19 protein-coding genes and 1 tRNA gene are annotated in these 24,588 nt (G+C 68.1%); 10 read left to right on the top strand and 10 right to left on the bottom strand.

Annotated elements, in window-relative coordinates:
* The first annotated feature begins 21 nt into the window (after positions 1–21).
* Complete coding sequence (polA, locus tag PX554_RS08470; RefSeq protein WP_275500666.1) at positions 22–2,778, top strand: DNA polymerase I; 2,757 nt, start codon at positions 22–24, stop codon at positions 2,776–2,778.
* A complete protein-coding gene (locus PX554_RS08475; protein WP_275500668.1) occupies positions 2,775–4,286 on the top strand; it encodes a lipopolysaccharide biosynthesis protein in 1,512 nt (503 codons plus the stop codon). Before polA ends, PX554_RS08475 begins: the two co-directional genes overlap by 4 nt.
* Positions 4,287–4,483: 197 nt before the next feature.
* On the opposite strand, the gene purH is transcribed toward PX554_RS08475, so the two are convergent.
* From purH to PX554_RS08495, 4 genes are all read right to left on the bottom strand, one after another.
* A complete protein-coding gene (purH, locus tag PX554_RS08480; protein ID WP_275500670.1) occupies positions 4,484–6,049 on the bottom strand; it encodes a bifunctional phosphoribosylaminoimidazolecarboxamide formyltransferase/IMP cyclohydrolase in 1,566 nt (521 codons plus the stop codon).
* 278 nt (positions 6,050–6,327) lie between these two features.
* Positions 6,328–8,076 carry a heparinase II/III family protein gene (locus PX554_RS08485; protein ID WP_275500671.1) on the bottom strand — a complete coding sequence of 583 codons (1,749 nt, stop codon included), beginning with the start codon at positions 8,074–8,076 and terminating at the stop codon, positions 6,328–6,330.
* A complete protein-coding gene (rpe, locus tag PX554_RS08490; protein ID WP_275500674.1) occupies positions 8,073–8,735 on the bottom strand; it encodes a ribulose-phosphate 3-epimerase in 663 nt (220 codons plus the stop codon). The genes PX554_RS08485 and rpe overlap by 4 nt, the downstream gene beginning before the upstream one ends.
* Before the next feature lie 57 nt (positions 8,736–8,792).
* Positions 8,793–10,160 carry an RsmB/NOP family class I SAM-dependent RNA methyltransferase gene (locus PX554_RS08495; RefSeq protein WP_420833432.1) on the bottom strand — a complete coding sequence of 456 codons (1,368 nt, stop codon included), beginning with the start codon at positions 10,158–10,160 and terminating at the stop codon, positions 8,793–8,795.
* Here PX554_RS08495 and PX554_RS08500 point away from each other — a divergent pair.
* Complete coding sequence (locus PX554_RS08500; protein ID WP_093225109.1) at positions 10,140–10,298, top strand: DUF1674 domain-containing protein; 159 nt, start codon at positions 10,140–10,142, stop codon at positions 10,296–10,298. The genes PX554_RS08495 and PX554_RS08500 overlap by 21 nt on opposite strands.
* A 117-nt stretch (positions 10,299–10,415) precedes the next feature.
* On the opposite strand, the gene PX554_RS08505 is transcribed toward PX554_RS08500, so the two are convergent.
* Both PX554_RS08505 and tsaD read right to left on the bottom strand, forming a co-directional pair.
* Positions 10,416–11,393 (bottom strand): NAD(P)H-dependent glycerol-3-phosphate dehydrogenase, encoded by a 978-nt coding sequence (locus PX554_RS08505; protein ID WP_093224973.1) that lies wholly within the window; start codon positions 11,391–11,393, stop codon positions 10,416–10,418.
* A complete protein-coding gene (tsaD, locus tag PX554_RS08510) occupies positions 11,390–12,427 on the bottom strand; it encodes a tRNA (adenosine(37)-N6)-threonylcarbamoyltransferase complex transferase subunit TsaD (RefSeq protein ID WP_093224975.1) in 1,038 nt (345 codons plus the stop codon). The genes PX554_RS08505 and tsaD overlap by 4 nt, the downstream gene beginning before the upstream one ends.
* A gap of 189 nt (positions 12,428–12,616) precedes the next feature.
* On the opposite strand from tsaD, the gene hemC reads away from it, so the two are divergent.
* From hemC to PX554_RS08525, 3 genes are read left to right on the top strand one after another with little or no spacing between them, the layout of a single operon-like run.
* A complete protein-coding gene (gene hemC / locus PX554_RS08515; RefSeq protein ID WP_093224976.1) occupies positions 12,617–13,525 on the top strand; it encodes a hydroxymethylbilane synthase in 909 nt (302 codons plus the stop codon).
* Positions 13,522–14,190 carry a uroporphyrinogen-III synthase gene (locus PX554_RS08520; protein WP_093224978.1) on the top strand — a complete coding sequence of 223 codons (669 nt, stop codon included), beginning with the start codon at positions 13,522–13,524 and terminating at the stop codon, positions 14,188–14,190. The genes hemC and PX554_RS08520 overlap by 4 nt, the downstream gene beginning before the upstream one ends.
* A 30-nt stretch (positions 14,191–14,220) precedes the next feature.
* Positions 14,221–15,144, top strand: a complete 924-nt coding sequence (locus PX554_RS08525; protein WP_093224979.1) for a hypothetical protein — start codon at positions 14,221–14,223, stop codon at positions 15,142–15,144.
* Between the two features lie 115 nt (positions 15,145–15,259).
* On the opposite strand, the gene PX554_RS08530 is transcribed toward PX554_RS08525, so the two are convergent.
* Both PX554_RS08530 and PX554_RS08535 read right to left on the bottom strand, forming a co-directional pair.
* Positions 15,260–15,913 carry an LON peptidase substrate-binding domain-containing protein gene (locus PX554_RS08530; RefSeq protein ID WP_093224981.1) on the bottom strand — a complete coding sequence of 218 codons (654 nt, stop codon included), beginning with the start codon at positions 15,911–15,913 and terminating at the stop codon, positions 15,260–15,262.
* Positions 15,910–16,806 (bottom strand): tetratricopeptide repeat protein, encoded by an 897-nt coding sequence (locus tag PX554_RS08535; RefSeq protein WP_275501002.1) that lies wholly within the window; start codon positions 16,804–16,806, stop codon positions 15,910–15,912. Before PX554_RS08535 ends, PX554_RS08530 begins: the two co-directional genes overlap by 4 nt.
* Before the next feature lie 223 nt (positions 16,807–17,029).
* Here PX554_RS08535 and PX554_RS08540 point away from each other — a divergent pair.
* The 3 genes from PX554_RS08540 to PX554_RS08550 all read left to right on the top strand — a co-directional run bounded on the left by PX554_RS08540 (position 17,030) and on the right by PX554_RS08550 (position 19,111).
* Positions 17,030–17,104: transfer RNA gene (locus tag PX554_RS08540), tRNA-Gly, on the top strand.
* A 792-nt stretch (positions 17,105–17,896) separates the two neighbouring features.
* On the top strand, positions 17,897–18,622 hold the full coding sequence (locus tag PX554_RS08545) for a DUF3800 domain-containing protein (protein ID WP_275500694.1): 726 nt from the start codon (positions 17,897–17,899) through the stop codon (positions 18,620–18,622).
* A gap of 3 nt (positions 18,623–18,625) precedes the next feature.
* Positions 18,626–19,111: a hypothetical protein gene (locus PX554_RS08550; RefSeq protein WP_275500695.1), complete on the top strand. Its 486-nt coding sequence runs from the start codon at positions 18,626–18,628 to the stop codon at positions 19,109–19,111.
* A 163-nt stretch (positions 19,112–19,274) separates the two neighbouring features.
* Here PX554_RS08550 and PX554_RS08555 read toward each other — a convergent pair whose 3' ends face one another.
* Together PX554_RS08555 and PX554_RS08560 are read right to left on the bottom strand one after the other, a co-directional pair.
* Complete coding sequence (locus PX554_RS08555; RefSeq protein WP_176787190.1) at positions 19,275–19,421, bottom strand: hypothetical protein; 147 nt, start codon at positions 19,419–19,421, stop codon at positions 19,275–19,277.
* A gap of 84 nt (positions 19,422–19,505) precedes the next feature.
* The gene (locus PX554_RS08560) at positions 19,506–21,368 is read right to left on the bottom strand and encodes a beta-L-arabinofuranosidase domain-containing protein (protein ID WP_420833440.1); all 1,863 of its coding nucleotides are present in this window, start codon (positions 21,366–21,368) and stop codon (positions 19,506–19,508) included.
* A gap of 311 nt (positions 21,369–21,679) precedes the next feature.
* On the opposite strand from PX554_RS08560, the gene PX554_RS08565 reads away from it, so the two are divergent.
* Positions 21,680–24,568 (top strand): TIM-barrel domain-containing protein, encoded by a 2,889-nt coding sequence (locus tag PX554_RS08565; RefSeq protein ID WP_275500698.1) that lies wholly within the window; start codon positions 21,680–21,682, stop codon positions 24,566–24,568.
* Positions 24,569–24,588 lie beyond the last annotated feature (20 nt).

Raw genomic sequence — 24,588 nt, forward strand, 5'->3', positions numbered from 1 at the left:
CTGGGCTATTCCGCGCGCACAATGCCACATCTCTATCTTGTCGACGGCTCGGGCTATATCTTCCGCGCCTATCATCGCCTCCCGCCGCTCACCAACAAACATGGCGAGCCGGTGGGCGCGGTCTATGGCTATACGACGATGCTGTGGAAGCTCGCCGACGAGCTCCACAAGGCCGATGGCCCGACGCATATGGCGGTCATCCTCGATAAATCCTCGAAGACGTTCCGCAACGATCTCTACGATCAGTACAAGGCGCACCGGCCGCCGCCGCCCGAGGATCTCGTCCCCCAGTTCCCGATGATCCGCGACGCCACGCGCGCCTTCTCGCTGCCGTGCATCGAGGAGGAGGGGCTGGAGGCGGACGACATCATCGCCTGCTACACCAAGGCCGCGCTGGCGCAGGGCTGGCAGGTGACGATCGTGTCGTCCGACAAGGATCTCATGCAGCTCATGACCGATCCGTCGGTCGACATGTACGATACGATGAACAACCGGCGGCTCGGGCCGGACCACGTGATGGAGAAGTTCGGCGTCGGCCCCGACAAGCTCGGCGACGTGCTCGCGCTGATGGGCGACAGCGTCGACAACGTGCCCGGCGTCACCGGGGTCGGGCCGAAGACCGCGTCCAAGCTGATCCTCGAACATGGCGATCTCGAAGGCGTGCTCGCCGCCGCCAGCGGCATGAAGAAGGGCAAGCTGCGCGACAATCTGATCGAGCAGGCCGACAATGCGCGGCTGTCGAAGGTGCTCGTCACGCTCAAATGCGATGCGCCGCTGCCCGAGCCGCTCGAGGATCTCGAACTTCAGGGCATCCCCGATGCGCCGCTTCGCGTCTTCCTCGAACATCACGGCTTCAAGTCGCTGCTCGCCAAGCTGAGCGCGGTCGCCGACCCGCCGGTCGAGACGCCGACCAGCGTACCGCAGGAGGAAGACCCGCCCTGCGAACACGACAGCTACGAGACCGTGGTGGACGAGGTCGCGCTCGACCGCTGGATTCAGGTCGCCCGCCATCAGGGCTGGATCGCGGTCGATACCGAGACCACCGGGATCGACGCGACTCGCGCCGAACTGGTCGGGATCAGCCTCGCGCTCCACCCCAATCTCGCCTGTTACGTGCCGCTCGGCCACGGTGGCACCGGGCTGTTCGCGGAAAAGCCGGCGCAGCTCGACAGCGCGGTCGCGCTCGCCAAGCTCAAGCCGCTGTTCGAAGACCCTTCGGTGCTCAAGATCGGGCACAATCTCAAATACGACATGATCGTGCTGGGGCGGCTCGGGATCGATGTCGCGCCGTTCGACGACACGATCCTGATGAGCTTCGATCTCGATGCCGGTCTGCACGGCCACGGCATGGACGAGCTCGCCGCGACGCACCTGTCGCATAGCTGTATCGCGTTCAAGGACGTGGTCGGCGTCGGCAAGAGCCAGCGCCAGTTCAACGAGGTCGATCTCGACGCCGCGACGCGCTACGCCGCCGAGGATGCCGACGTGACGCTGCGGCTGTGGCGCCGCTTCAAGCCGCGCCTCGCCGCCGAGCGCGCGACGCGCGTGTACGAGATGGTCGATCGCCCGCTGGTGCCGGTGGTGGCGCGGATGGAGCGGCACGGCATCAAGGTCGACCGCGAGAAGCTCGCGGGCCTCTCGACCGAATTCTCGACGCAGATCGCGGGCCTCGAGACCGAGATCCACGCGCTCGCCGGCGGTCCGTTCACGATCGGCAGCCCCAAGCAGTTGGGCGACGTGCTGTTCGAGCGGATGGGCATCAAGGGCGGGCGCAAGGGCAAGTCGGGCGTTTATTCGACCGACGTCAACGAGCTCGAGCGGATCGCCGCCGACAAGGATTCGCCGGGCGTCGAGATCGCCGCCAAGGTGCTCGACTGGCGGCAGCTTTCGAAGCTGAAATCGACCTATACCGATGCGCTCCAGGCGCAGATCAACCCCGAGACGGGGCGCGTCCACACCAGCTACAGCCTCACCGGCGCGCAGACCGGGCGGCTGTCCTCGACCGATCCCAATCTCCAGAACATCCCGATCCGCACCGAGATCGGCCGGCAGATCCGTGACGCGTTCGTGGCGGAGGCGGGCAATGTCATCCTCGCCGCCGATTATTCGCAGATCGAGCTTCGCCTCGCCGCGCACATGGCCGACGTGCCGCAGCTTCGCGACGCGTTCGCGAGCGGTGCCGACATCCACAGTCTCACCGCGCAGGAACTGTTCGGCGAAGTCAACCGCGATACGCGCGGGCGCGCCAAGACGATCAACTTCGCGATCCTCTACGGCATCTCGCGCTGGGGGCTGGCCGGCCGGCTCGACGTCACCGCCGACGAGGCGCAGGCGATGATCGACCGCTATTTCGATCGCTTCCCCGGCATCCGCAACTATATCGCCGCGACCACCGAGTTCGTCCGCGAGAAGGGCTATACCGAGACGCTGTTCGGGCGGAAGACGCACTTCCCGCGCATCAAGTCGAAGGTCCAGCACGAGCGGCAGGGCGCCGAGCGCGCCGCGATCAACGCGCCGATCCAGGGCACGTCGGCCGACATCATCAAGCGCGCGATGGTACGGATGGGGCCGGCTTTGGCCGAGGCCGGGTTGGGTCATGTCCGCATGCTGCTGCAAGTGCATGACGAACTGGTGTTCGAACTGCCTGAAAGCGATGTCGCGGCGGCCCGCCCGGTGATCGAGCGCGTGATGGCGAGCGCCGCCGAACCGGCGGTGACGCTGTCGGTGCCGCTCGGCGTCGAGATCGGCGTCGGGCCGAGCTGGGGCGCGGCGCATTGAGTCAGGCACCTTCGGCGGCGGCGGGCGCCCCCGACGATATCAACGCGCTCGCCAAGGGCGGCCGGACCAACATCTTCGGCTTCCTGCTGCGGCTCGCCGCGCGGTTGCCGTTCCTGTTCATCGCCGGGCGGAGTTACGGCCCCGATCTGGTCGGGCGGTTCGCGCTCGCGGTGGTGGTGGTCGAATTCGCCGCGCAGCTCGCCACGCTCGGGCTCAAGCGGGGCTTGGCGCAGGCCTTCTCCGATTCGGGCGAGCGGCCGCACACGCATGTCGCCTGGGATGCGCTGGCGGTCGCCGGCGTCGCCTCGGCGCTCGCTAGCGCGATCCTGTTCGCCTTCCCGCAGATCATGTTCCCGAGCGGCGAGATGGGGCGGCTGGAACACTATCTGCCGCTGGTCGTGTTCGCGACCGCCTGGACCGAGATCACGCTCGCCGCGCTCGCCTATCGCCGCAACGTCGGCGCCTCGGTGACGGCGCGCGCGATCGTCGAGCCGTGGACGATCAGCATCGCCGCGTTCGTCTTCTCCTTCTTCACCAAGCAGGACGGGCTGGTCCTGTCCTACATGCTGTCGATGCTCGCCGCGCTGACGGCGGCTTTGATCCCGTTCCTGCGCAGTTACGGCATGCCCTCGGGCTGGCGGCCAGATCCGGGCCGGCTGGTCGCGCTCGCGCGGCGCAACATCCCGCTCGCCGGCGCCGACGCGATCGAATGGGGATCGCGCAACGTCGACCGCGCGATCCTCGGCTATCTGTTCGCGCCGGCGATCGTCGGCATCTACTACATGGCGGTGCAGATCGCTTCGCTGCCGGGCAAGCTCAAGACCAGTTTCGATCCGATCCTCGGCCCGGTCATCACCACCAGCCTCGCGCAGAACGACCGCAAGGCGGTGGCGCAGCAGGTGCGGCAGGTCGGCTTCTGGATCATGGCGGCGCAGGCCGGCCTCGCGCTGATGGGGTCGATCCCGGGCAAGGCGGTGATGGGCGTGGTCGGCCCGCAATTCGTCGCGGGCACGGCGGCGATGGCGTTCCTGCTCACCGCCGAGGTCGCGGCCTCGACCGGCGCGGTGTGCGAAAGCGCGCTCGTCTATATCGCGCGGCACCTCAACCTGATGCTGTCGATCGGCGCTTTGAGCCTGCAGGTGGCGCTCAGCTTCGCGCTGATCTTCGCGATGCGCTGGCTGGGCTGGCCCGACACCTATCAGGCGGCGGGCCCGGCGATCGCGCTGCTGCTGGCGATGGGGACGTCCTCGATCGTCAAGTCGAGCGTATTGGCGCGGATGCTCGGCGCGCCGGTGCGCGGCTGGCGCTGGCAGTTGCTGCTCGCGGCCGGCGTGGCGATCGCGGTGGGGACGATCTTCACCTCGCTGCCGCACCGCTACGAATGGGCCGAGTTGGTGTTCGGCGAACCGGCGATCGCGGCGAGCTATCTGTTCGTGCTGTGGAAATTCGCGTTTGGCCCGGAGGATCGCGCGTTGCTGCGGCGGACGCCGAAGGGGGCTGCGGGGTAACCCAAAGTCTCCGTTCGGGCTGAGCGAAGTCGAAGCCCGCGCGGCGTGGCACGCCCCTTCGGGTTCGACGAGGACGAAGGGTAGGGTGGCAGCACGTCATGGGCAAAGCCCATGACGTCGGACGGCGCTGTAGCGCCGCCGGCCGTGCCGATCGCGGCGAGCCCGCGCCGTAGCTTCGCTACGGCTTGGGGCGATCGTCAGTGCCTAAAGTGCCGCACGCCGGTGAACACCATCGCCAGCCCAGCCGCATCCGCCGCAGCGATCACCTCGTCGTCGCGGATCGAGCCGCCGGGCTGGATCACCGCGGTCGCGCCGGCTTCCACCGCCGCGAGCAGCCCGTCGGCGAACGGGAAGAACGCATCCGACGCCACCGCCGAGCCGATCGTGCGCGGCTCCGCCCAGCCGGCCTTTTCGGCGGCGTCCTTCGCCTTCCACGCGGCGATCCGCGCCGATTCGAGCCGGTTCATCTGCCCCGCGCCGATCCCCGCCGTGCTGCCGCCCTTGGCATAGACGATGGCGTTCGACTTGACGTGCTTGGCGACCGTCCAGGCGAAGCGGCAGTCGGCGAGTTCGGCAGCGGTCGGCGCGCGCTTGGTGACCACCTTGAGGTCGGGCGCCGAGGCGTTGTCGCGGCTTTGCACCAGCCAGCCGCCGGTGATCGACTTGGCCATCAGGCCGGGCCGCGACGGATCGGGTAGTTCCCCGGTCAGCAGCAGGCGGAGGTTCTTCTTGGCGGCGAACAAAGCGAGCGCTTCCTCATCCGCGTCGGGGGCGATCACCACTTCGGTGAAGATGCCGGTGATCGCGCGCGCGGTCGCCGCGTCGAGCGGGCGGTTGAGCGCGATGATGCCGCCGAACGCGGAGACCGTGTCGCACGCGAACGCATCGGCATAGGCCTGTTCGATCGTCTTGGCGGTGGCGACGCCGCACGGATTGGCGTGCTTGACGATGACGACGCTCGGCTCGGCGTCGCGGAACTCGCTGATGAGGTCGAGCGCCGCGTCGGCGTCGTTGAAATTGTTGTAGGACAGTTCCTTGCCCTGCACCTGCCGCGCCTGACCGACGCCGTTGGCGACCGGCCCGCGCGTTTCGTAGAACGCCGCCGACTGGTGCGGGTTCTCGCCGTAGCGGAGCGTCGTGCCGAGCGTGAGCGCGACCGGCAGCACCTGCGGGAAGGCTTCGCGCTGGTCGACGAAGGCGAACCACTGGGCGATCGCCGAATCATAGGCGGCGGTGGCGGCGAACGCCTTGGCGGCGAGCCGCTTGCGATCCTCGAACGTGGTGCTGCCGCCCGCGATCAGCGCATAATCGGCCGGATCGGTGACGATCGCGACATAGGCGTGGTTCTTTGCGGCCGAGCGCACCATCGACGGCCCGCCGATGTCGATATTCTCGATCACCTCGTCGCGCTCGGCGCCCTTCGCGACGGTCGCTTCGAACGGATAGAGATTGACGACGACGAGGTCGATCGCGCCGATATCATGCTCCTTCATGGAGGCGGCGTGCGCGGCATCGTCGCGCACCGCGAGCAGCCCGCCGTGGACCTTGGGGTGGAGCGTCTTGACGCGGCCGTCCATCATCTCGGGAAAGCCGGTGAGGTCGGAAATGTCGCGCACGGCGAGCCCGGCGTCGCGCAGCGCCTTGGCGGTGCCGCCGGTCGAAACCAGCTCGACACCCGCCTTGGCGAGCGACTGGCCGAGATCGACGATGCCGGTCTTGTCGGAAACGGACAGGAGCGCGCGGCGGATGGGGATGGTGGTCATTATGGAATCCTAGCAACCGTTCGTCCCGAGCGAAGTCGAGGGACGGGGCCTGTCCCTCGACTTCGCTCGGGACGAACGGGGTGTGAGTTCGCGCGCTCCCTGCCCGCTTACCCTGCGCGCTTCAAGACCCAGCCGATGGTGGTGCCGCCGGCTGACGCGTCTTTGATCCGTTCGTGCTGAGCGTGTCGAAGCACGTGTCACGGGCGAAGCGCTTGGGGCACGCCCTTCGACACGCTCAGGGCGAACGGCGAGTGGGTGCTCGGCGTTCCACTCACGGCTTAGCCGGCGCGCTTCAAGACCCAGCCGACGCTGGTGCCGCCGGCCGGCGCGTCGCCGGTGACGACGAGCTGGAAGGTCGATTGCGGCCGGCCCTGACCGTCGATCCACACGCTCGGCTCGACGGCGAGTGCGCCGCCCTTGCAGCGGAACTGCCACAAGGCGCCGCCCGGCACGCGCAGCAGCGCGGCCATGCCGTCGGCGGTCGGCGAGACCTCGATGCCTGCGCCGAGATGGAAGCGGATCACGAACCCGCTCGCCGCGATGCGCCCGCGCCGCTTGGCGGGCAGCAGCATGTCGTCACCGCGCAGCTCACGGCCATCGCCGGTGAGGACCAGTTGGCGGCGGTGGATGAAGCCGAAGCGGCGGGCGTAGCCGTCGTGGCTGGCCTCGACCCGGCTCACGCTCTCGCTTTCCTGCCGGGCGAGCTCGACCTCGGCGACGCCGCGCCCGAGCGTGCCGTCGGCGTGGATCGCGGTGGAATTGCTGTCGCCGACGACCAGCGTCGAATGCGCGGCGGTGGTGCGCAGCCCCTCGGTCAGCTCGGCGGGGAGCTGGGCGATACCGGCCCGCGCGCCGCCGCAATTGACGATGATCCGGTGCGCGCCATCCGAGAACTCGAACGCCAAGGTCGAGGCGCAGCCGCCCTTGACCAGCCGCGCGACCGGCGGCGGCGCGGCATCGAACACCAGCACCGCGCCCGCCGCCGCGAGCCGCTGATAGCCCCATTCGCGCGCCTGGCGCAGCGGACGCGTGCGCACCCCGGTCGCGGCGATGATATCGGCGATCTCGTCCCCCGGCACCGGGCCGCCGCCCTGCCAGCTCGACAGCCCGCCATCGCCGAGGCACACGCCGAGCAGCGCCGGCACCAGCCGGCCGAGCGCTTCGGCGATTTGCGCCGGCGGCTCGATCCGACGTGCCTCATAGACCGCGCGAAGCTGGGTGAGCAGCATCACGACATCGAGCTGCGCCTGGGGGCTGCGCGAGACGACGCCGCCGTCCTCGAACAGCGACACCGCCAGCGCGCGGGCGAGCGCCGCCTCGGTCGCGGCGCGGCGCGCGTCGCCGCCCGGCAGCAGCATCCCCGCCGCGACCACGCCGCACAGCGTCGCGACCCGCGCGGCGCCGGGCGCGACCTTCTCCGCGCCGCGATCGAGATGCCGCGCGCAGCGTGCGAAGGCGTTGAGCACCGCGCTGCGATAGACCAGATCGGCCGAGGACAGGATCAGCGGCGCGTGCGCGGACCAGGCGAGGATGCGCCGCGCGCACAGATCCGCCCGCCACGCTGGCTCGCTGACGATCTCGGCATGCGCGGCGAGCCACTGCCGCAGGATCGCCTCGGCGACCGGCACGCCCTGGACCCGCGTCGCGACGGTCGAGAGATCGCGGAGCCAGGCGCCGCCGTGCAGATAGTCGGCAAAGGCGGCGGAGAAATCGGGCTTGAGGAGATTGAGCGAGTCGATCGCGCGGGTTTCGCCCCGGAAGGTGATCCGCCCGGCGAGCAGCGCGTGACCGCGCCTGGCATCGCCGAGGAACGGATCGTCGGGCACCGTGAGCAACTTGAGCGGATGCCGCCCCCTCAGCCGCAAGCCGTGGATCGGCGTGCGCCAGGTCAGCCGGTGGAAATGTTCGCTGATCCGCTCGGCGAGCGACAGGCCCTTGTCGCCGTCGGCGCGGACCAGCCACTTGCCCTCGGCCGTTTCGGCGCCATCGGGCTTGTCCGCGTCGTCCTGCGACGGGGAATCGTTCACGCGCCCCTCAGCGCCCGGATATTCTCGGCATAACGCTCCGGGCCGCCCCGGAAGCTCGCGGTGCCCGCGACCAGCGCGTCGGCGCCCGCGTTGATCGCGTCGCGCGCGGTCTCGACGTCGATGCCACCATCGACCTCGAGATCGACGCTATAGCCGCCCTTGTCGATCATCTTGCGCACCGCTTCGATCTTGCGCAGCGCGCTCGGGATGAAGCTCTGCCCGCCGAAGCCGGGGTTGACGCTCATCACCAGCACCAGATCGACCGAATCGATCAAATAGTCGAGCGCCTTGGCCGGGGTCTGCGGGGTCAGCACCACGCCCGCGCGCTTGCCGAGCGTGCGGATGTGCTGGAGGCTGCGGTGCGTGTGCGGCCCGGCCTCGACATGGATGCTGAGCGTGTCGGCGCCCGCCTCGGCGAACGCATCGAGATAGGCGTCGACCGGCTGGATCATCAGATGGACGTCGAACGGCTTGGCCGTGTGGGGGCGCAGCGCCTTCACCACCTGCGGGCCGATCGTGATGTTGGGGACGAAATGCCCGTCCATCACGTCGACATGAATCCAGTCGGCGCCGGCGGCGTCGATCGCGCGCACCTCCTCACCGAGCTTGGCGAAGTCGGACGAGAGGATCGAGGGTGCGATGCGGACGGGGTTCGGCATGCCCGAATCTGTAGGCACGCAACCGACCACCCGCAACCCACGTATCGACCGGAACGGCTATCCGCGCCGCAGACGGGCGATGAAGAAGCCGTCGTTGCCGCCGGGCTGCACCTGCCCCGGCAGCAGGCGGACCCAGCCGCGTTCGTGCGGAGTCACGCCGGCGGGCAGTTCGTCGGGGCGGACCGGATCGATCGCATATTCGGGATGGTCGGCGAGGAACGTGTCGATCCGCGCCTCGCCCTCGTCGCGTTCGAGCGAGCAGGTCGCATACACCAACGTTCCGCCCGGCTTGACCCAGCCGGCGGCGCGCGTGAGCAGCTTCGCCTGCGTCGCCGCCATCTGCGCGATCACCGAGGGGCGGGTGCGGTAGAGCACATCGGGGTGGCGGCGGAAGATACCGGTCGCGCTGCACGGCGCATCGAGCAGCACCGCATCTGCGCTTTCGGGCGGCGACCAGTGCAGCACGTCGCCGGTAATGACGCGCGCCTTGGTGTCGGTGCGCGCGATGTTGGCGCGCAGCCGGGTGAGGCGCGCCTCCGACGCATCGACCGCGATCACCGACCAGCCGGCATGCGCGAGCTGCATCGTCTTCCCGCCCGGCGCGGCGCACAGGTCAAGCGCGGTGCCCTCACCACGCCCGATCAGCCGCGCCGGCAGCGAGGCGGCGATATCCTGCACCCACCACGCGCCCTCCTCGAAGCCGGGCAGCTCGGGAACGTGCGCCGAGTCGAGCCGGACATGGCCGGGCAGCAGCGACGTGCCGCCGAGCCGTTCGGCCCATTGCGCGGTCGCGGCGGGGTCGGCGAGCGTGAGGTCGAGCGGCGGCGGCGCGGCGATGGCGTGTTCGGCCGCTTCGATCATGTCGTCACCCCAGGCGTAGTGCCAGCGGATCGCGACCGGATCGGGCAGCGCCGGAATCTCGGGCAGGGTGTCGCCGCGCCGCGAGAGCGCGCCGAACACGCCGTGGACGAGCTTCTTCGGCCCGCCATCGACGAGCGGCAGCACCGTCGCGATCGCGGCGTGCGCGGGCGTGCCGAGCGACAGCGTCTGCACCAGCGCGATCCGCAGCACGAAGCGCGCCTTGGCGTCGTCGGGCAACGCGCGCGGCGTCGCCGAATCGATCAGCGCGTCGAGATCGGGCAGCCGGCGCAGCACCTCGGCGGCGATGGCATGGGCGAGCGCGCGGTCGTCGGCGCGCTCGATTCCCGCCGTGGCGCGGCCGAGCGCGGCCTCGAGCGGCAGCCCCTGCCGCAGCACCGCATCGAGCAGCTTCAGCGCGGCACGGCGCGCGGGGACGCCGGGCGGGTCGGTGGGTTTGGCGGAGGACGATTTCGGAACGGCCACGGGTCTTGAACTCTCACGTTGGGCGCGCGATCTGGGGAGTCCCGCGCCAAAGGAGCCTCCATGAGCCGCCGACCGCCCCATGTGAAGCCACCCGCGTATCTTTCCAAGACCACGCCGGTGCCCGAGCCGCAGCCGAAGGTCGAGACCAAAGACCCGCTCACGCTTGATCCGACGCGGTATGGCGACTGGACGCTGAAGGGCATCGCGGTCGATTTTTAATTCCGCGCGGTCACCCTCACCCTTCCCACCCGGCTGCGCCGGGCGGGCCCCTTCCCTCTCCCAGCGGGAGAGGGAGGGAGGAGCGAAGCGACGGAAGGGTGAGGGCGATGACCCCAATCAGGCGTGTTCGCGGGTCAGCGGCCTTGCGAGCAACGTGTCGATCTCCGCGCCCACCTCAGCCCCCGCCAGCAGCGCTGCCACCGCCTCGGCAATCGGCATCGCGACGCCCGCCGCCGCCGCCGCCGCGCACAGCACCGGCGCGGTGAACGCGCCCTCCGCGACGGTGCGGCGATCGGCCATCAGCTCGGCCGCCTTGCGCCCCTGACCCAAGCCCAGCCCGAGCGAGAAGTTGCGGCTGCTGACCGAGGAGCAGGTCAGCACCATGTCGCCGAGCCCCGACAGCCCGGCGAGCGTCTCGGCGCGGGCGCCGCGGGCGAGGCCGAAGCGGGTCATCTCGGCGAAGCCGCGCGCGATCAGCGCGGCGCGCGCGTTCTGGCCGAGCCCCGCACCCTCGACCACGCCGCAGGCGATGGCGAGCACGTTCTTGACCGCGCCGCCGATCTCCGCGCCGATCACGTCGGTCGAGGCATAGGGGCGGAAGGTCGGCAGCGCGAGCGCCTCGGCCATGCGCGCGGCGGCATCCTCGTCCGCCATCGCCAGCGTGACCGCGGTCGGCAGCCCGCGCGCGACCTCACCCGCGAAAGTCGGGCCGGAGAGCACGCCGATCGGCGCGGCGGGATGCTCCTCGACGGCGACTTCGCTCAACAGTTTGTGGCTGCCCGCCTCGATCCCCTTCGAGCAGAGCAGCAGCGGCTGGCCGTGCTTGGGCAGATCGCGCAGCACCGCGCGGGCATGCTGTGCCGGCGTGACGACGAGGATCAGATCGGTATCGGCGACGTCGGCGAGATCGCCGCTCGCCCGGATCGCCGGCGAGAGCGCGATGTCGGGCAGGAACAGCGGGTTGGCATGGTTGGCGTTGATCGCCGCGACCACCTCGGCCTCGCGCGCCCACAGCCGCACGTCATGCCCGCCCGCCGCCATCACCTGCGCGAGCGCGGTGCCCCACGCGCCGCCACCCAAGATTCCGATGTTCATGCCTTCACCCCCGCGCCGCGCACCGCCTCCGCCGAGGGATCGAGCGGCCAGCGCGGACGCGCCGGCATGTCGAGCGGATCGGTGAGCCCGGCGGCGAAGCGTTCGGCGCCGGCCCAGGCGATCATCGCGGCATTGTCGGTACACAGCCACAGCGGCGGCGCGACGAAGCGCAGCGCGTTGTCGCTCGCCAACGTCTGCAAGCTCGCCCGCACCGCGCCGTTCGCGGCGACGCCGCCCGCGACGACCAGCGCGGTCGCGTCCTCGGCGCGGTCGAGCGCGCGGGTGGTGCGGTCGATCAGGCAATCGACCACCGCCGCCTGGAACGATGCGGCGATATCCTCGGGCGACCATGTGCCCGCCGCGTGGGCGCGCACCACGGCGCTCTTGAGGCCGGCGAAGGAGAAATGCGGCTCGGCCGAGCCTTTGAGCGGGCGCGGCAGCGGCACTGCGCTCGGGTTGCCGAGCGCGGCGGCGCGTTCCACCGCCGGGCCGCCGGGGAAGCCGAGCCCGAGGATCTTGGCGGTCTTGTCGAAGGCTTCGCCCGCCGCATCGTCGATCGTGGTGGCGAGCCGGCGGTAGCGCGCGACGCCTTCGACCAGCAATAACTGGCAATGGCCGCCCGAGACGAGCAGCAGCAGATAGGGAAAGTCGAGATCGGGATCGGCGAGGCGGGGCGAGAGCGCGTGGCCTTCGAGGTGGTTGACCGCGACGAGCGGCTTGCCCGCCGCATGCGCGAGCGCCTTGCCGGTGACCAGCCCGACCATCACCCCGCCGATCAGCCCCGGTCCCGCCGTCGCGGCGACCGCATCGACATCCGCCAGCGTCACGCCGGCATCGGCGAGCGCGCCTTGGACGAGCGGCGTCAGTGCCTCGACATGCGCGCGCGCGGCGATCTCCGGCACGACGCCGCCATAGGGCCGGTGCGCGGCTTCCTGCCCGGCGAGGCGGTGCGAGAGCACACGGCGGTCCGAGGTGACGATCGCGGCGGCGGTCTCGTCGCAACTCGATTCGAGGCCGAGGATGAGCTTGGTCATGATCCGTTCGTCCCTAACGTGTCGTCGCCCGCTTGTCGAAGGGCGGCACTTTCCCGTACAGCGAGCGCCCAAACAGAACCGTTCGTGCCGAGCGAAGCCGAGGCACCTGCGCTTCGGGCTTGTCCCTCGACTTCGCTCGGGACGAACGGGAGTAAGATCGATCTGGCGCACATTTTTTCGGGAAGCCAAATGACCTTCCGGATCGGAACCCGCGGATCACCGCTCGCGCTGGTTCAGGCCCATATGGTGCGCGATGCGCTGTGCGCCACGCATGGCTGGGGCGAGAGCGCAGTCGAGATCGTCGTGATCCGCACCACCGGCGATCGCGTGCAGGACCGCGCGCTCGCCGAGATCGGCGGCAAGGCGCTGTGGACCAAGGAACTCGACCGCGCGCTGCTCGGCGGCGAGATCGATTGCGCGGTGCATTCGATGAAGGACGTCGAGACGATCCGGCCCGAGGCGATCCGGATCGCCGCGTTGCTGCCGCGCGCCGATGTGCGCGAGCGGTTGGTCGGCGCGGACAGCATCGCCGCGCTGCGCCCTGGCGCGGTGCTCGGCACCAGCAGCCCGCGCCGCGCCGCGCAGGTGCGACGGCTGCGGCCCGACGTGACGATCGTGGTGTTTCGCGGCAACGTCGATACGCGGCTGGCGAAGCTCGCGGCGGGGGAGGCCGATGCCACCCTGCTCGCGGCGGCGGGGCTTGAGCGGCTCGGGCGCGACGATGTCGGCGTGTCGGTCGATATCGCTGTGCTGTTGCCCGCGCCGGCGCAAGGCGCGGTCGGCATCGAAGTCCGTGCCGATGACGATCGCGCGGGCGCGCTGGTCGAGGCGATCGGCGACGGCGTGACTCAGGCGTGCGTCGGTGCCGAACGTGCGTTGCTCGCGCGGCTGAACGCCGATTGCCACTCGCCCGTTGCCGCGCTCGCGACGATCGAGGGCGGGGTGATGCATATCATCGCCGAACTGCTCGCCGCGGATGGCAGCGCGCATGTCAGCGGCGAAATCCGCGGCGAACCCGGCGCCGCGCTCGGCGAGGCGCTGGCGCGTGACCTGCTCGATCGCGCGCCAGATTCGGTGCGGCGGCTGTTCGCGGGATGACGCGCACGCTGGCCGTGCTGCGCCCGGAACCGGGCAATGCGGCGACGGCGGCGCGCGCGGCGGCGGCGGGCTATGCGGTGCTGCGGCTGCCGCTCTTCGCGGTGGTGCCGCTCGCCTGGATCGTGCCCGACGCGCGCGCGCATGACGCGCTGGTGCTGACCAGCGCCAATATCGTCCGCATGGCCGGCGCGGGACTCGCGGATCTCGCCGCGCTGCCGGTGATCGCGGTGGGCGAGCAGACCGCCGCCGCCGCGCGCGCCGCCGGGCTGACAGTGACGGCGACCGGAAGCAGCGACGCGGAAGCGCTTGCCGCCCTGCTCGCGGCGCGGGGCATGACGCGCGCGCTACACCTCGGCGGGCGCGAGCGGACCCCGGTCGATGGGGTCACGCGTGCGATCGCGGTCTATGCGAGCGAACCGCGCGCCGTCGCGCCCGCCGATCTCGCCGGACTGGCGGGAAACGTCGCGCTGCTCCATTCGGCGCGCGCGGCGACGCGGCTGGGGGAGCTGCTCGACGCGGCGGCGCTGCCGCGCGCGCGCGTGACGATCGGTGCGTTCAGCGCGGCGATCGCCGCCGCCGCTGGTCCGGGCTGGCACGCGGTCGCCGTCGCGGCGCGCCCGAGCGATACGGCGCTGTTCGCCGCGATCGACGCGCTTGGGCGTTGACCGGCTCGCGTTCGGCGGAGATAAGGTGACATGGAGCAAGCGCCGCCGACCCCGACGGTTCCCGCCCGACGCGCGGGCTGGCGAACGATCACGCTGCTCGCGATCCTGCTGATCCTGGCCGGCGCCGCCGGTGCCTTCGCGCTGTTCCGCATGTTCGGGCTCGGCCCCGCGCCCAAGACGACCACGCTGACGCTGCCGGTGGGGAGCGGCGCGGGCGGATCGCAAGCGCCGGTCGTGATCGTTCCCGCCAAGGGCGGCGCGCAAGGATCGACGATCGATCTCGACGCGCTTTCCTCGCGCGAGGCCGCGCTCTCCGCGCAGCTCGACGCGCTCGAGGAGCGCACCGCCGGCGTGGGTGCCGATGCGCAGGCCGCCGCCGGCAACGCGACGCGCGCGGAGGGGATGCTGATCGCCTTCGCGGCGCGGCGCGCGCTCGATCGCGGGGTCGGGCTCGGCTATCTCGAGGAGCGGCTGCGCTATCGTTTCGGCGCGAGCCAGCCCGGCGCGGTCGCGACGATCGTACAGGCTGCGCGCGAGCCGGTGACGCTCGACGATCTGCGCGGCGGTCTCGACGCGATCGGCCCCGATCTGGTGACGGGCGGGTTTCGCGGCGGGTTGGTCGCGAGCTTCCGGCGCGAGTTGACCGGGCTGATCGCGCTCCACCGCGCCGGCACGCCCTCGCCGCTGCCCGCCGACCGGCTCGCGCGCGCGCGCCGGCTGGTCGAGGGCGGGCGGATCGAAGCGGCGCTAGGCGAGGTCGCGCGGCTGCCCGGCGCGGCCGACGCGGGCCGCTGGACCGATGCGGCGCGGCGCTACATCGAATCGCGCCACGCGCTCGATACGCTCGAAGCCGCCGCGATGGCGGGCCAGGCGGCGGGCACGATCGCCGCGACGCCAGTGACGAGCGTAGAGCAGAGCGCGACGACCTCACCTCCACCCGTTCGTGCCGAGTAGGCGCTTGCGCCGTATCGAGGCCCGTTCCTCGATACGCCCTTCGGGCCACTCGGCCGCTACTCGGGACGAACGGATTTCATAGCGGCGGCGTTACCTATAATCGCCCGAACACCCGCTATTGCAGCGTCACCGTATCCTCGCCGTCGTGTCGACCGAAGAACTGCATGAGCTGGATGATGAGTTCGGCGCGATTCTCGATATCGGGTGCCTCGAGCAGCGCCTGTTTCGCCGCCGCGTCGAACGGGGCGATCTGGGCGATGCCGTTGACCAGCGCCTCGTCGTCGAGCCGGGTCACCGCTTTCCAATCGACCGCATAGCCCTGCGCATCAGCGAAGCGCCGCGATTCGCTTTCCAGCAGCGAGCGGCGGGACAGCGACAAGGTTTCGGGCTCTTCGGCGAGCGGCAGCAGCTCGGCCTCGACCTGACGGAACGCGGTCGTCACATCGAGTTCGCGCACGATGCGGAACAGCGCGACGCCTTCGAGCACGAGATTGTAGCGCCCGTCCTCGCTCGCCTCGAACTCGCCGATCTTGCCGACGCAGCCGATCGCGAACAGCGGCGGCTTGTCCTTGCGCCCGCCCTTGTCGGTGCGCGGCTGGATCATCCCGATCCGCCGGTCGCGCGCCATCGCGTCGGACACCATCGCGCGGTAGCGCGGTTCGAAGATGTGCAGCGGCAAGTGCATGCGCGGGAACAGCAGCGCGCCCGGCAGCGGGAAGACCGACAGGCGCGTGGTCTTCGCCGCGTCGCTCCCGCCCGGCCCGCTCATCCGAACAGGATCGCGGAGAGCTTGCGGCGCTGCGCCGAGACCCACGGGTCTTCAAGCCCGACCACTTCGAACAGCTTGAGCAACTGGGTGCGCGCGGCGGCCTCGTTCCATGCCTTGTCCTCGGCGATCATCGCTAGCAGCGTGGCGGCGGCGGCCTCGCGGTCACCCGCCGCCATCTGCCCGCCGGCGAGTTCGAAGCGCTTGGCCATGTCGTGCGGGTTGGCGGCGACCTCGGCGGCGAGCGCCGCCAGATCATCGACCGGCTTCGCATCGCGCGCGAGCGCGAGCGCCGCCCTGGCGCGTTCGATCTCGGGCGATTTGGCGACCGCCTCGGGCAGCGCGGCGATCGCCGCGTCGGCCTCGTCGACACGATGCGCGGCGACCAGCGCGCGGACATGGCCGGCGAGCGCGCCGGGATGCTCGGGCGCCATTTCGACGATCTGCGCGAAGATGCTGACGGCGCGTTCGGCATCGCCCTCGGCCAGCACCTGCTCGCCCATCGCGAGCAGCGGCTCGAGCTCGGCTTCGAGCGACGCCTCCTCGCTCTCGATCGGCAATTGCTTGAGGATCTGGTCGAGCATCGCGCGCAACTGCGATTCGGTGCGCGCGGATGTCAGGTCGGCGACGAGCTGGCCCTGGAACATCGCATAGACGGTCGGGATCGACTTGATCTGGAATTGGGCGGCGATGAACTGGTTCTCGTCGGTATCGACCTTGGCGAGCACGACGCCCTTGTCGGCATAGGCGGCGGAGACCTTTTCGAGCACCGGGGCGAGCGCCTTGCACGGCCCGCACCATTCCGCCCAGAAATCGATGATGACGAGCTTGGTCATCGACGGCTCGACCACGTCGCGGCGGAAGCTCTCGACGGCCTCGCGTTCGGCGGCGCTCATTCCCAGGGTAGCCAAAATGCGCTCCAATGTCTGAAGGTCAGGGGGATCGAAGATATGGCGCCTTATGTGGGCGCTCGGGCGCACAAGCCAAGGCTTTTCGCGCGGCCAAGTTTTTCGCGCGGAATGCGAAAAGCGTGAAGAAGGGGCTTGCCAGCCCCCCAACCCATCGGTATCAGCCGCGCCTCACCCGCCTTCCGGTTCACACCGGCAGGCAGTCGCCAGAGCGGGCGTAGCTCAGGGGTAGAGCACAACCTTGCCAAGGTTGGGGTCGAGGGTTCGAATCCCTTCGCCCGCTCCAGCGTTTCCAATGTATTGGACGTTCTCGCAAAGCCATCGGCTGACGGTTCAGCGCCAGTTTCCTTCGCGCTGAGCGTTTCCGCGATGATGTGGGTGTAGATGGCTCAAGTTCCGGTAAATTATCGGGAAAAGATCGCCGCCTCTTGTCACATAAGGCGTCTCCACAATCGGTTGGTCGGTCGTTTCTCATAGCGAGGATTTTCCGCTAACGACGACGAGTGTCGACCGATCTCCTCACCGCCCCGGTCAGCGAAGTATAGCGCTTGCTCGGCACTGATAGCTACGCGGCAGCGCTACGGCGCATCCACCGGTTGGCGGCTGATGTTGAAGCCGGGCTCGGAAGGACGCGGTGCTCAGCGGATCGTTTCATTTATCGGGCACCGCTCACGCCAAGGAGCTCTGATTCGGTTGATGCTGAGCCATTATCTAGGCTGCTCCGCAGCGGCGCGCGCCCGCTCCGCCGTCCAGGAACCGCACCCGGACGCACACGCAACGGTCAGGAAGTGGGGTCATTGAAGTGTTCGGCGCGGGAGTCCGCTCATCAAGATCGTCTGCCAGGGATGGGGCGACTTGGTGGTACTTGATGGTAGACAACGAATGGCGATGGCGCCGCCTTCGCTGACCACAGCGGGAGCGAATACCAAGCTCGCTGGGACTCTGAACTTCGCCTGCTTCTCAATACTGGATTTGCTGCAATTCTGGGTTCGTCGAAGTGTCGTACGGCGCTTGGCCGTTTAACGGAGATCGGATAAGTGGCACCACGTTCGTCCTTTGGATCAAAGGCCCGGTTTTTGTGGAAATAAGCATTTTCTGTGATGAATCGTGCCATTTGGAGCATGATAATCAGAGGGTGATGCTGCTCGGCGCAATATGGTGCGATCGAGGAGCGGTCCGCTCGATATCAGAGTCAATCAGGGCGTTGAAGCGCGAGCACGGACTAAAAATCCCTGATGCCCGGTCGCGGGGTTTTGAAGTCAAATGGACGAAAGTCGGCCCTGCGCAGTTGCACTTCTATGACAGTTTGATTCGGCTATTTCTCGAGGATGATAGATTGCATTTCCGATCTATAATTGTGCGAGATAAAAATCTTCTAGATCACAGTGCCTTCGATCAGACGCACGATGATTTTTATTATAAGCTGTATTATCGACTTCTTTTGAGAATTCTTGAAAAGAAAAACAACGAGTACAATGTATATCTCGATATAAAAGATACACGTGGGGGCTCGAAAACTAGGCGTCTGCATGATTTTCTATGCACAAAGTTAAGAGATGACCAGAAGATGGTTCTCAAGCATGTTGAGCAAATTAGATCCGAAGAATCCGAGCTTTTGCAGCTTTGTGATTTGATTTTAGGGGCTGTTTCTTATTACAATAGGCAGCAAGATGGTAGCGAGGCCAAACTCAAGCTTATAGATACTCTTTCTACATATAAGCGGCGGTACCCCAGAAAATTAGGAGAAACGTCGTTTCTATCCGAGGAAAAGTTTGACCTTTTTTATTGGTCCGCAGCAGCCTAGAATATGTCGTATCCCGACCTCATCGAGCTCTCCGGTTTTGGCGGCGACTTTGAGCGGTATATTGATGCTGTTTACGCTGCTTATGTGGACGCCCTGGTTCGAGGAAATCTAACATTTCTTGGAAAGCCCATAAGCTTCAAGCATGCGCCGGCGACCGACGGTAAGGGATTTGCTTTTTGGCACGCCGTATCGGAGGGAGGTGAAACAGAGCGCGAAGATGATAGAACTATCGATCTTCGTCGATGCGAGCGGATCACATGGGCCGCCCACATGTTGGAAGCGGTGGGTAATGATGGCTCATGCGGGGACATTGTTTGGTGGCGTCCTCCAAGGGTAAGGAAGCGCGTCGTTGTTTGGCTGCGTGGTGACAACTACGCTATAGTGTTGGAGGAACGAGAGCAGTTTTGGCTGTTCTGGACAGCATACTGCGTGAAATCGAATCGAGCGCGGACTTTCTCCGCTGAGCATGCCAGCTTCTGGAAGCTATAGCTCAGAAATGGCAAGGGCCGCCCAAAGGCGACCCCGTTGCTCCTTCCACGCATGGTGGATGAGACGGGAATGTATTTAATCCAGCATGTGAAAATGTCAAGGAGAAGTTGAATCTTGGGTCACCTCGGCGACAACCAGCCGAACGCGCTCTTACCCGCGCGCCTCACCGGTCGGTGAAGCGCTTCACCTTGACGGGCAGATCCTTGCCCTTGGTGCGGCGCGAGGGGATTTGCACGGGATGCTTCTTCTTCCACTCCGCGAAGGTCATCGGGCCGTCGGGCGTGTCGATCATCAGGTCGTCGGTACTCATCGAGACATGCTCCACTCTGTCGCAGCGGCACCGCCTGCGCGGCGGCCGGCCCCGCCGACGAACGCGGGAGGGGCCGTTCCGGGTTCACGCGACCGTCGGTTGCACCCGCCAATAGGTGGCGTAGCGTTCATGCGCGATGCGGTGATACGGAATCAGCCGCACCGGCTGCCCCTCGGCCGAGGCGATCGTGAAGTCGAGCGGTCGGTCGCCGCTGCGGATGCGCTGCGCCAGCAGCCGCGGATCGCCGGCCAGCGTCGGCACCGCGACGGGGGTGTCGTTGTAACTGCCGTATTTGCGTTCGCTGACGACGATGTCCGCGCCCGGCGCCAGGCCGTCGCGCCCGAGCGCGCCGGCGAGCACCAGCGGGCCGTAGGTGAACGCGACGATGTCGGGCGCGGCGGGCGCGCTCTCGACCGCGGGCTCCATCACCAGCCGCAACTCGATCCGGTCGCCGTCGCGCCAGGTCCGCGCGAGCGCGACATAGCTGCCCGGCGCGGCCGACCGCGCCGCCTCCTCGCCGTTGACCAGCACCGTCGCGGTCCGGCTCCAGCCCGGATGCCGCAGCTTCAGCGTCAGCGCGGTCGGGCGCGCGAGCGTCCAGCGCAAGGTGGTCGTCGGGGTTTCGGGGAAGGTCGTGGTCTGCGCCAGCACCGCGCGCTTCTCCTTCCATGTCACCGCCGAGGGCACGAACAGGTTCACGTACAGCGCGGCATCGTCGTGGAAGTAGATCGAATCGCGATATTTGACATGGTTCTCCATGCCCGTGCCGGTGCAGCACCAGAAACTGTCCTCGGGCGTGTGGTACAGCTTCATGTAGCCCGGCCGCGCGCCCTGGAAATAGGTCGCCATGCCCGTGTCGGGATCCTGCGAGGCGAGGATGCCGTTGTAGAGCGTGCGTTCGTAATAATCGGCATATTCGGCGCGCGGATCGTGCAGGAACAGCGCGCGGGTCAGCTTGAGCATGTTGTGCTGGCAGCATGTCTCCGATCCCTTCGCCGAAAAGACGTGCTTGTCGAAATCGGCCATCGCGAAGAAATGCTCCTCGTCGCCGTGCCCGCCGCTCGCGAACGAGCGGGTCTTCGCCACGGTGCGCCAGAAGAACGCCGCCGCATCGCGATATCGGGCGTCGCCGGTGATTTCATAGACGCGCTGGAAGCCGACGATCTTGGGCACCTGCGTGTTGGCGTGCAACCCGTCGAGATGGTCGCGCCCGCGCGCCAGCGGCTCCATGATCGCCTTGTGCGAGAAGCGCCGCGCGAGCGTCCGGTAGTCGTCATTCCCGGTCATGACGAAGAGGTCGGCGTAGATTTCGTTCATGCCGCCGTGCTCGGTCTCGAGCATCGTCTCGAACTCGGCGTCCGACAGCGGCCTGGTCGCCACCACGCCCCAGTCCGCCAGCCGCAGCAGCACCGCGCGCGACGGCGCGCTGTCGGCCAGCAGCGCGCCGTCGCGCAGCCCGGCATAGACCTTGTGCAGCGTGTACCAGGGAACACCGGTGATCTTCTCGCCGCGCAGATGCGCCGCGACCAGCGCCGCGCCCTTGGGAAAGGCGCAGACCAGCCCCGAACCCGCCGCCTGCTGGCACGCGGCGAGTTCGCCTGCGATATAGTCGATTCGTTGCTTGTAGCGCGCGTCCCCGGTCGCGCGATAGGCGAGCGCGCAGGCCGACAGATAATGGCCGAGCGTGTGGCCGTGGCAGTTGATGTCGTCCCAAGTGGGCTCCGATTCCCACCCGCCATAGACCGGCGCCCTGGGTTTCAGCCCGGCGTTGACCCGGAAATTGTGCAGCATCCGGTCGGGCTGCAACCGCATCAGATACGCCTCGGTCATGCGCTGCGCGTGCAGGAACGGGCCGTCGGCCAGGCGCACGTCGGCCATGTCGAACGGCTTCAGCGCGGCGGCCGGCTGGCCGGCGCCCCGCTCCAGCGTGGCGGCGCGCGCGGGCATCGCCCCGGTCACGCCGGTGGCGAGCGCCCCGGCGCCGGCGGTGGCGAGGAAATCCCGGCGTGAATGGCCGCAGCATGGAGTCCGGCGGTGTTCGATCATGATGCTGGCCCTTGGTCTGGAGCGGGTGATCCGGAAGGGGGCGCGCGACGCACGGCCCATCCGATGGCGGAAGCCGGAAATACGGTAAGCCGGCTCGTGCGGCAACGCCGATGGGATCGCTACCGCGCTTGGTGCCGTCGCGCCTTGACAGGCTGAGGGCCACCGATAAGACCTTGGGGGAAAACGTTTACGGTCGATTCTGGGAGATGCATGTGGCGAAACGCGGTTCGGCCCTCTTCATGCTGTGCGCGTCAGCGCTCGCGACTCCCGCGCTTGCGCAGACCGCGACCGGGCTCGACGCCAAGGGGCATCTGGTTGCGCTACCGCAGCCGTCCTCCGCCGCCTTCGCCTATGTGCGGCTGCGTGACGGCGTGCAGGTGCGCGTCGGCGGCGTCACCAAGAACGTGATCTTCTACGGGCCGGACACGGTGCGGGTGAACGCCAATCTCGGCGCGAACCACTGGACCGCGCCGAGCATCGTCGTCACCGAAAAACCCGCCGCCGTGCCGTTCACGCTCCGCGAAACGCCGGACGCGCTCGTCATCACCGCGAAGATGCTGCGGATCGAGATCAGCAAGGCGAACGGCGCGCTGCGTTTCCTCGACGGCGCCGGCAAACTCTACACCGAGGAGAAGGCCGACGCGCCCCAGGCGCTCAAGCCCGTCACCATCTCGGGCAAGCCGAGCTACGAGGCGACCAACACCTTCACGCTGCGCCCGGACGAGGCGCTGTACGGCTTCGGCTTCACCGCCGACGACACCAGCAACCGGCGCGGCAAGGATCTGCTGCTCGTCCAGACCAACATGGGGATCATCATCCCGGTGATGATGTCGTCGCGCCGCTACGGCGTGATGTGGGACACCTATTCGCAGATGCGCTTCAAGGACGACGCGGGCGGTGCGTCGCTCTGGGCGGAGAGCGCGCCGGGCGGGGTCGATTATTACTTCATGGCTGGCGGCACGCCCGACGAGGTGGTCGGCGCCTATCGCCGGCTGACCGGCGCCGCGCCGATGTTCCCCAAACAGGCATTCGGCCTGTTCATGAGCAAGGAACGCTACAAGACGCAGGACGAGTTGCTCGATGTCGCGCGGACCTTCCGCCGCGAACGCTTCCCGCTCGATTACATCGTGCAGGACTGGCAATATTGGGGCTCCGACAAGGACGGGAGCTGGAGCGGGATGACGTGGGACAAGACCCGCTACCCCGATCCCGCCGGGATGAGCCGCCAGCTCCACGACATGAACCTCAAGCTGATGGTCTCGATCTGGCCGTCGGTCGGCAACGACACCGCGCTCGCGCACGAGCTGGACGCGCATAACCTGCGCTTCGAGCCGCTGCACTGGATCTCTAAGCACGCGCGCGTGTACGATGCGTACAGCAAGCTCGGGCGGCAGATCTATTTCAACGCGATCAAGACCGGGCTGCTCGACAAGGGCGTCGACGCCTTGTGGATGGACGGCACCGAGGTCGAGGTCAGCAGCGCGATGTGGAACGCGGCCGACAACGTCCGCGACACCAAGGCGCTGGGATCGAACGCGCTCGGCGACTTCACGCGCTACTTGAACCCCTATTCGCTGCTGACGACGCAAGGCACCTATGAAGGCGAGCGCGCGACGAGCGACAAGCGCGTCTTCACGCTCACCCGCTCGGCCTGGGCCGGCGCGCAGCGCACCGCCGCCGCCTCGTGGAGCGGCGACATCTACGCAAGCTGGAAGACGTTCAAACAGCAGATCGCGGGTGGCGTCGATGTCACCGTCACCGGCAACCCCTATTGGACCAACGACACCGGCGGGTTCTTCGTCTCGGAGTTCATCGGCGGCGCGCAGAACCCGGCGTGGCGCGAACTCTATGCGCGCTGGCTGCAATTCTCGGCGTTCAACCCGCTGATGCGAATCCACGGCACCGATGTCGATCGCGAGCCGTACCGCTTCAAGACGCTCGATCCGCAGGTCTATGAGTCGCTGCTCAAGAGCACGCAATTACGCTATCGCCTGCTCCCCTATATCTATCCGCTGAGCTGGAAGGTGACGTCGGCGGGCTACACGCTGATGCGCCCGCTGATGATGGACTTCCCCGACGATCGCGCCACCGACACGATCGACGACAGCTTCATGTTCGGGCCGTCGCTGCTCGTCCATCCCGTCACGCGCGCGATGTACCATATCGTGCCGCCGCCGCCGGTCACGGTGCCGGCGGAGTATCTGCGCACGCCCGAAGGCCAGCCGGGGCTGGCCGGGCAATATTTCGAGGGCCAGAATTTCGAGACGCCGAAGGGCAAATTCGTCGATACCAAGATCGACCACAATTGGCCCGACCCGCCGTTCGCCGACATTCCGGGCGGGCTCACCAGCCTCAGCAATTTCTCGGCGCGCTGGCAGGGCACGCTCACCGCGCCCGAGGACGGGACGTATGAACTCGGGATCGAGGGCAATGACGGCTTCCGCCTGACGCTCGACGGCACGCCGGCGATCGAGAGCTGGCAGAAGGGCGCGACGCGGTACAAGAGCACCGAACGGAGCTTCCGCAAGGGGCAGGTCGTCAAGGTCGTGATCGACTATTTCCAGGCCGACGGCAATCGCGGGCTGCGCTTCGGCTGGCGCCGCCCGAGCGAGCGGCAGGCGCTGCCGGTCGCGGGCAAGCTCGACACCACGGTCGAGACGTATCTGGCGCAGAGCGCCGGCTGGTATGATTTCTGGACCAACCAGCGTTTCGACGGGGGGCGGCGCGTGACCCGCGAGGCGCCGCTCGACGTGGTTCCGCTCTACGTGCGTGCCGGCTCGATCGTGCCGATGGGGCCGGCGCTGCAATATGCCACGCAAAGCCCGGACGCGCCCTATGAGATCCGCGTCTATCCGGGCGCCGATGCGACCTTCACCGTCTATGAGGACGATAACGAGACGTATGCGTACGAGAAGGGCAAGTTCGCGACCTATGATCTCGTCTGGGACGACAAGGCCCGTACGCTGAGCGTGGGCGCGCGCAAGGGTGCGTACCCCGGCTTGGTCGCGAAGCGCCGGCTCAACATCGTGCTGGCCGGGGCGACCGCGGCGTCGCGCGCGATCGACTATGACGGCCGCGCCGCGCGCGTGCGCTTCGATTGAGGCTCGCAACCGGGGGGAAA

Source organism: Sphingomonas pollutisoli, assembly GCF_029167165.1.
Lineage (GTDB): Bacteria > Pseudomonadota > Alphaproteobacteria > Sphingomonadales > Sphingomonadaceae > Sphingomonas > Sphingomonas pollutisoli.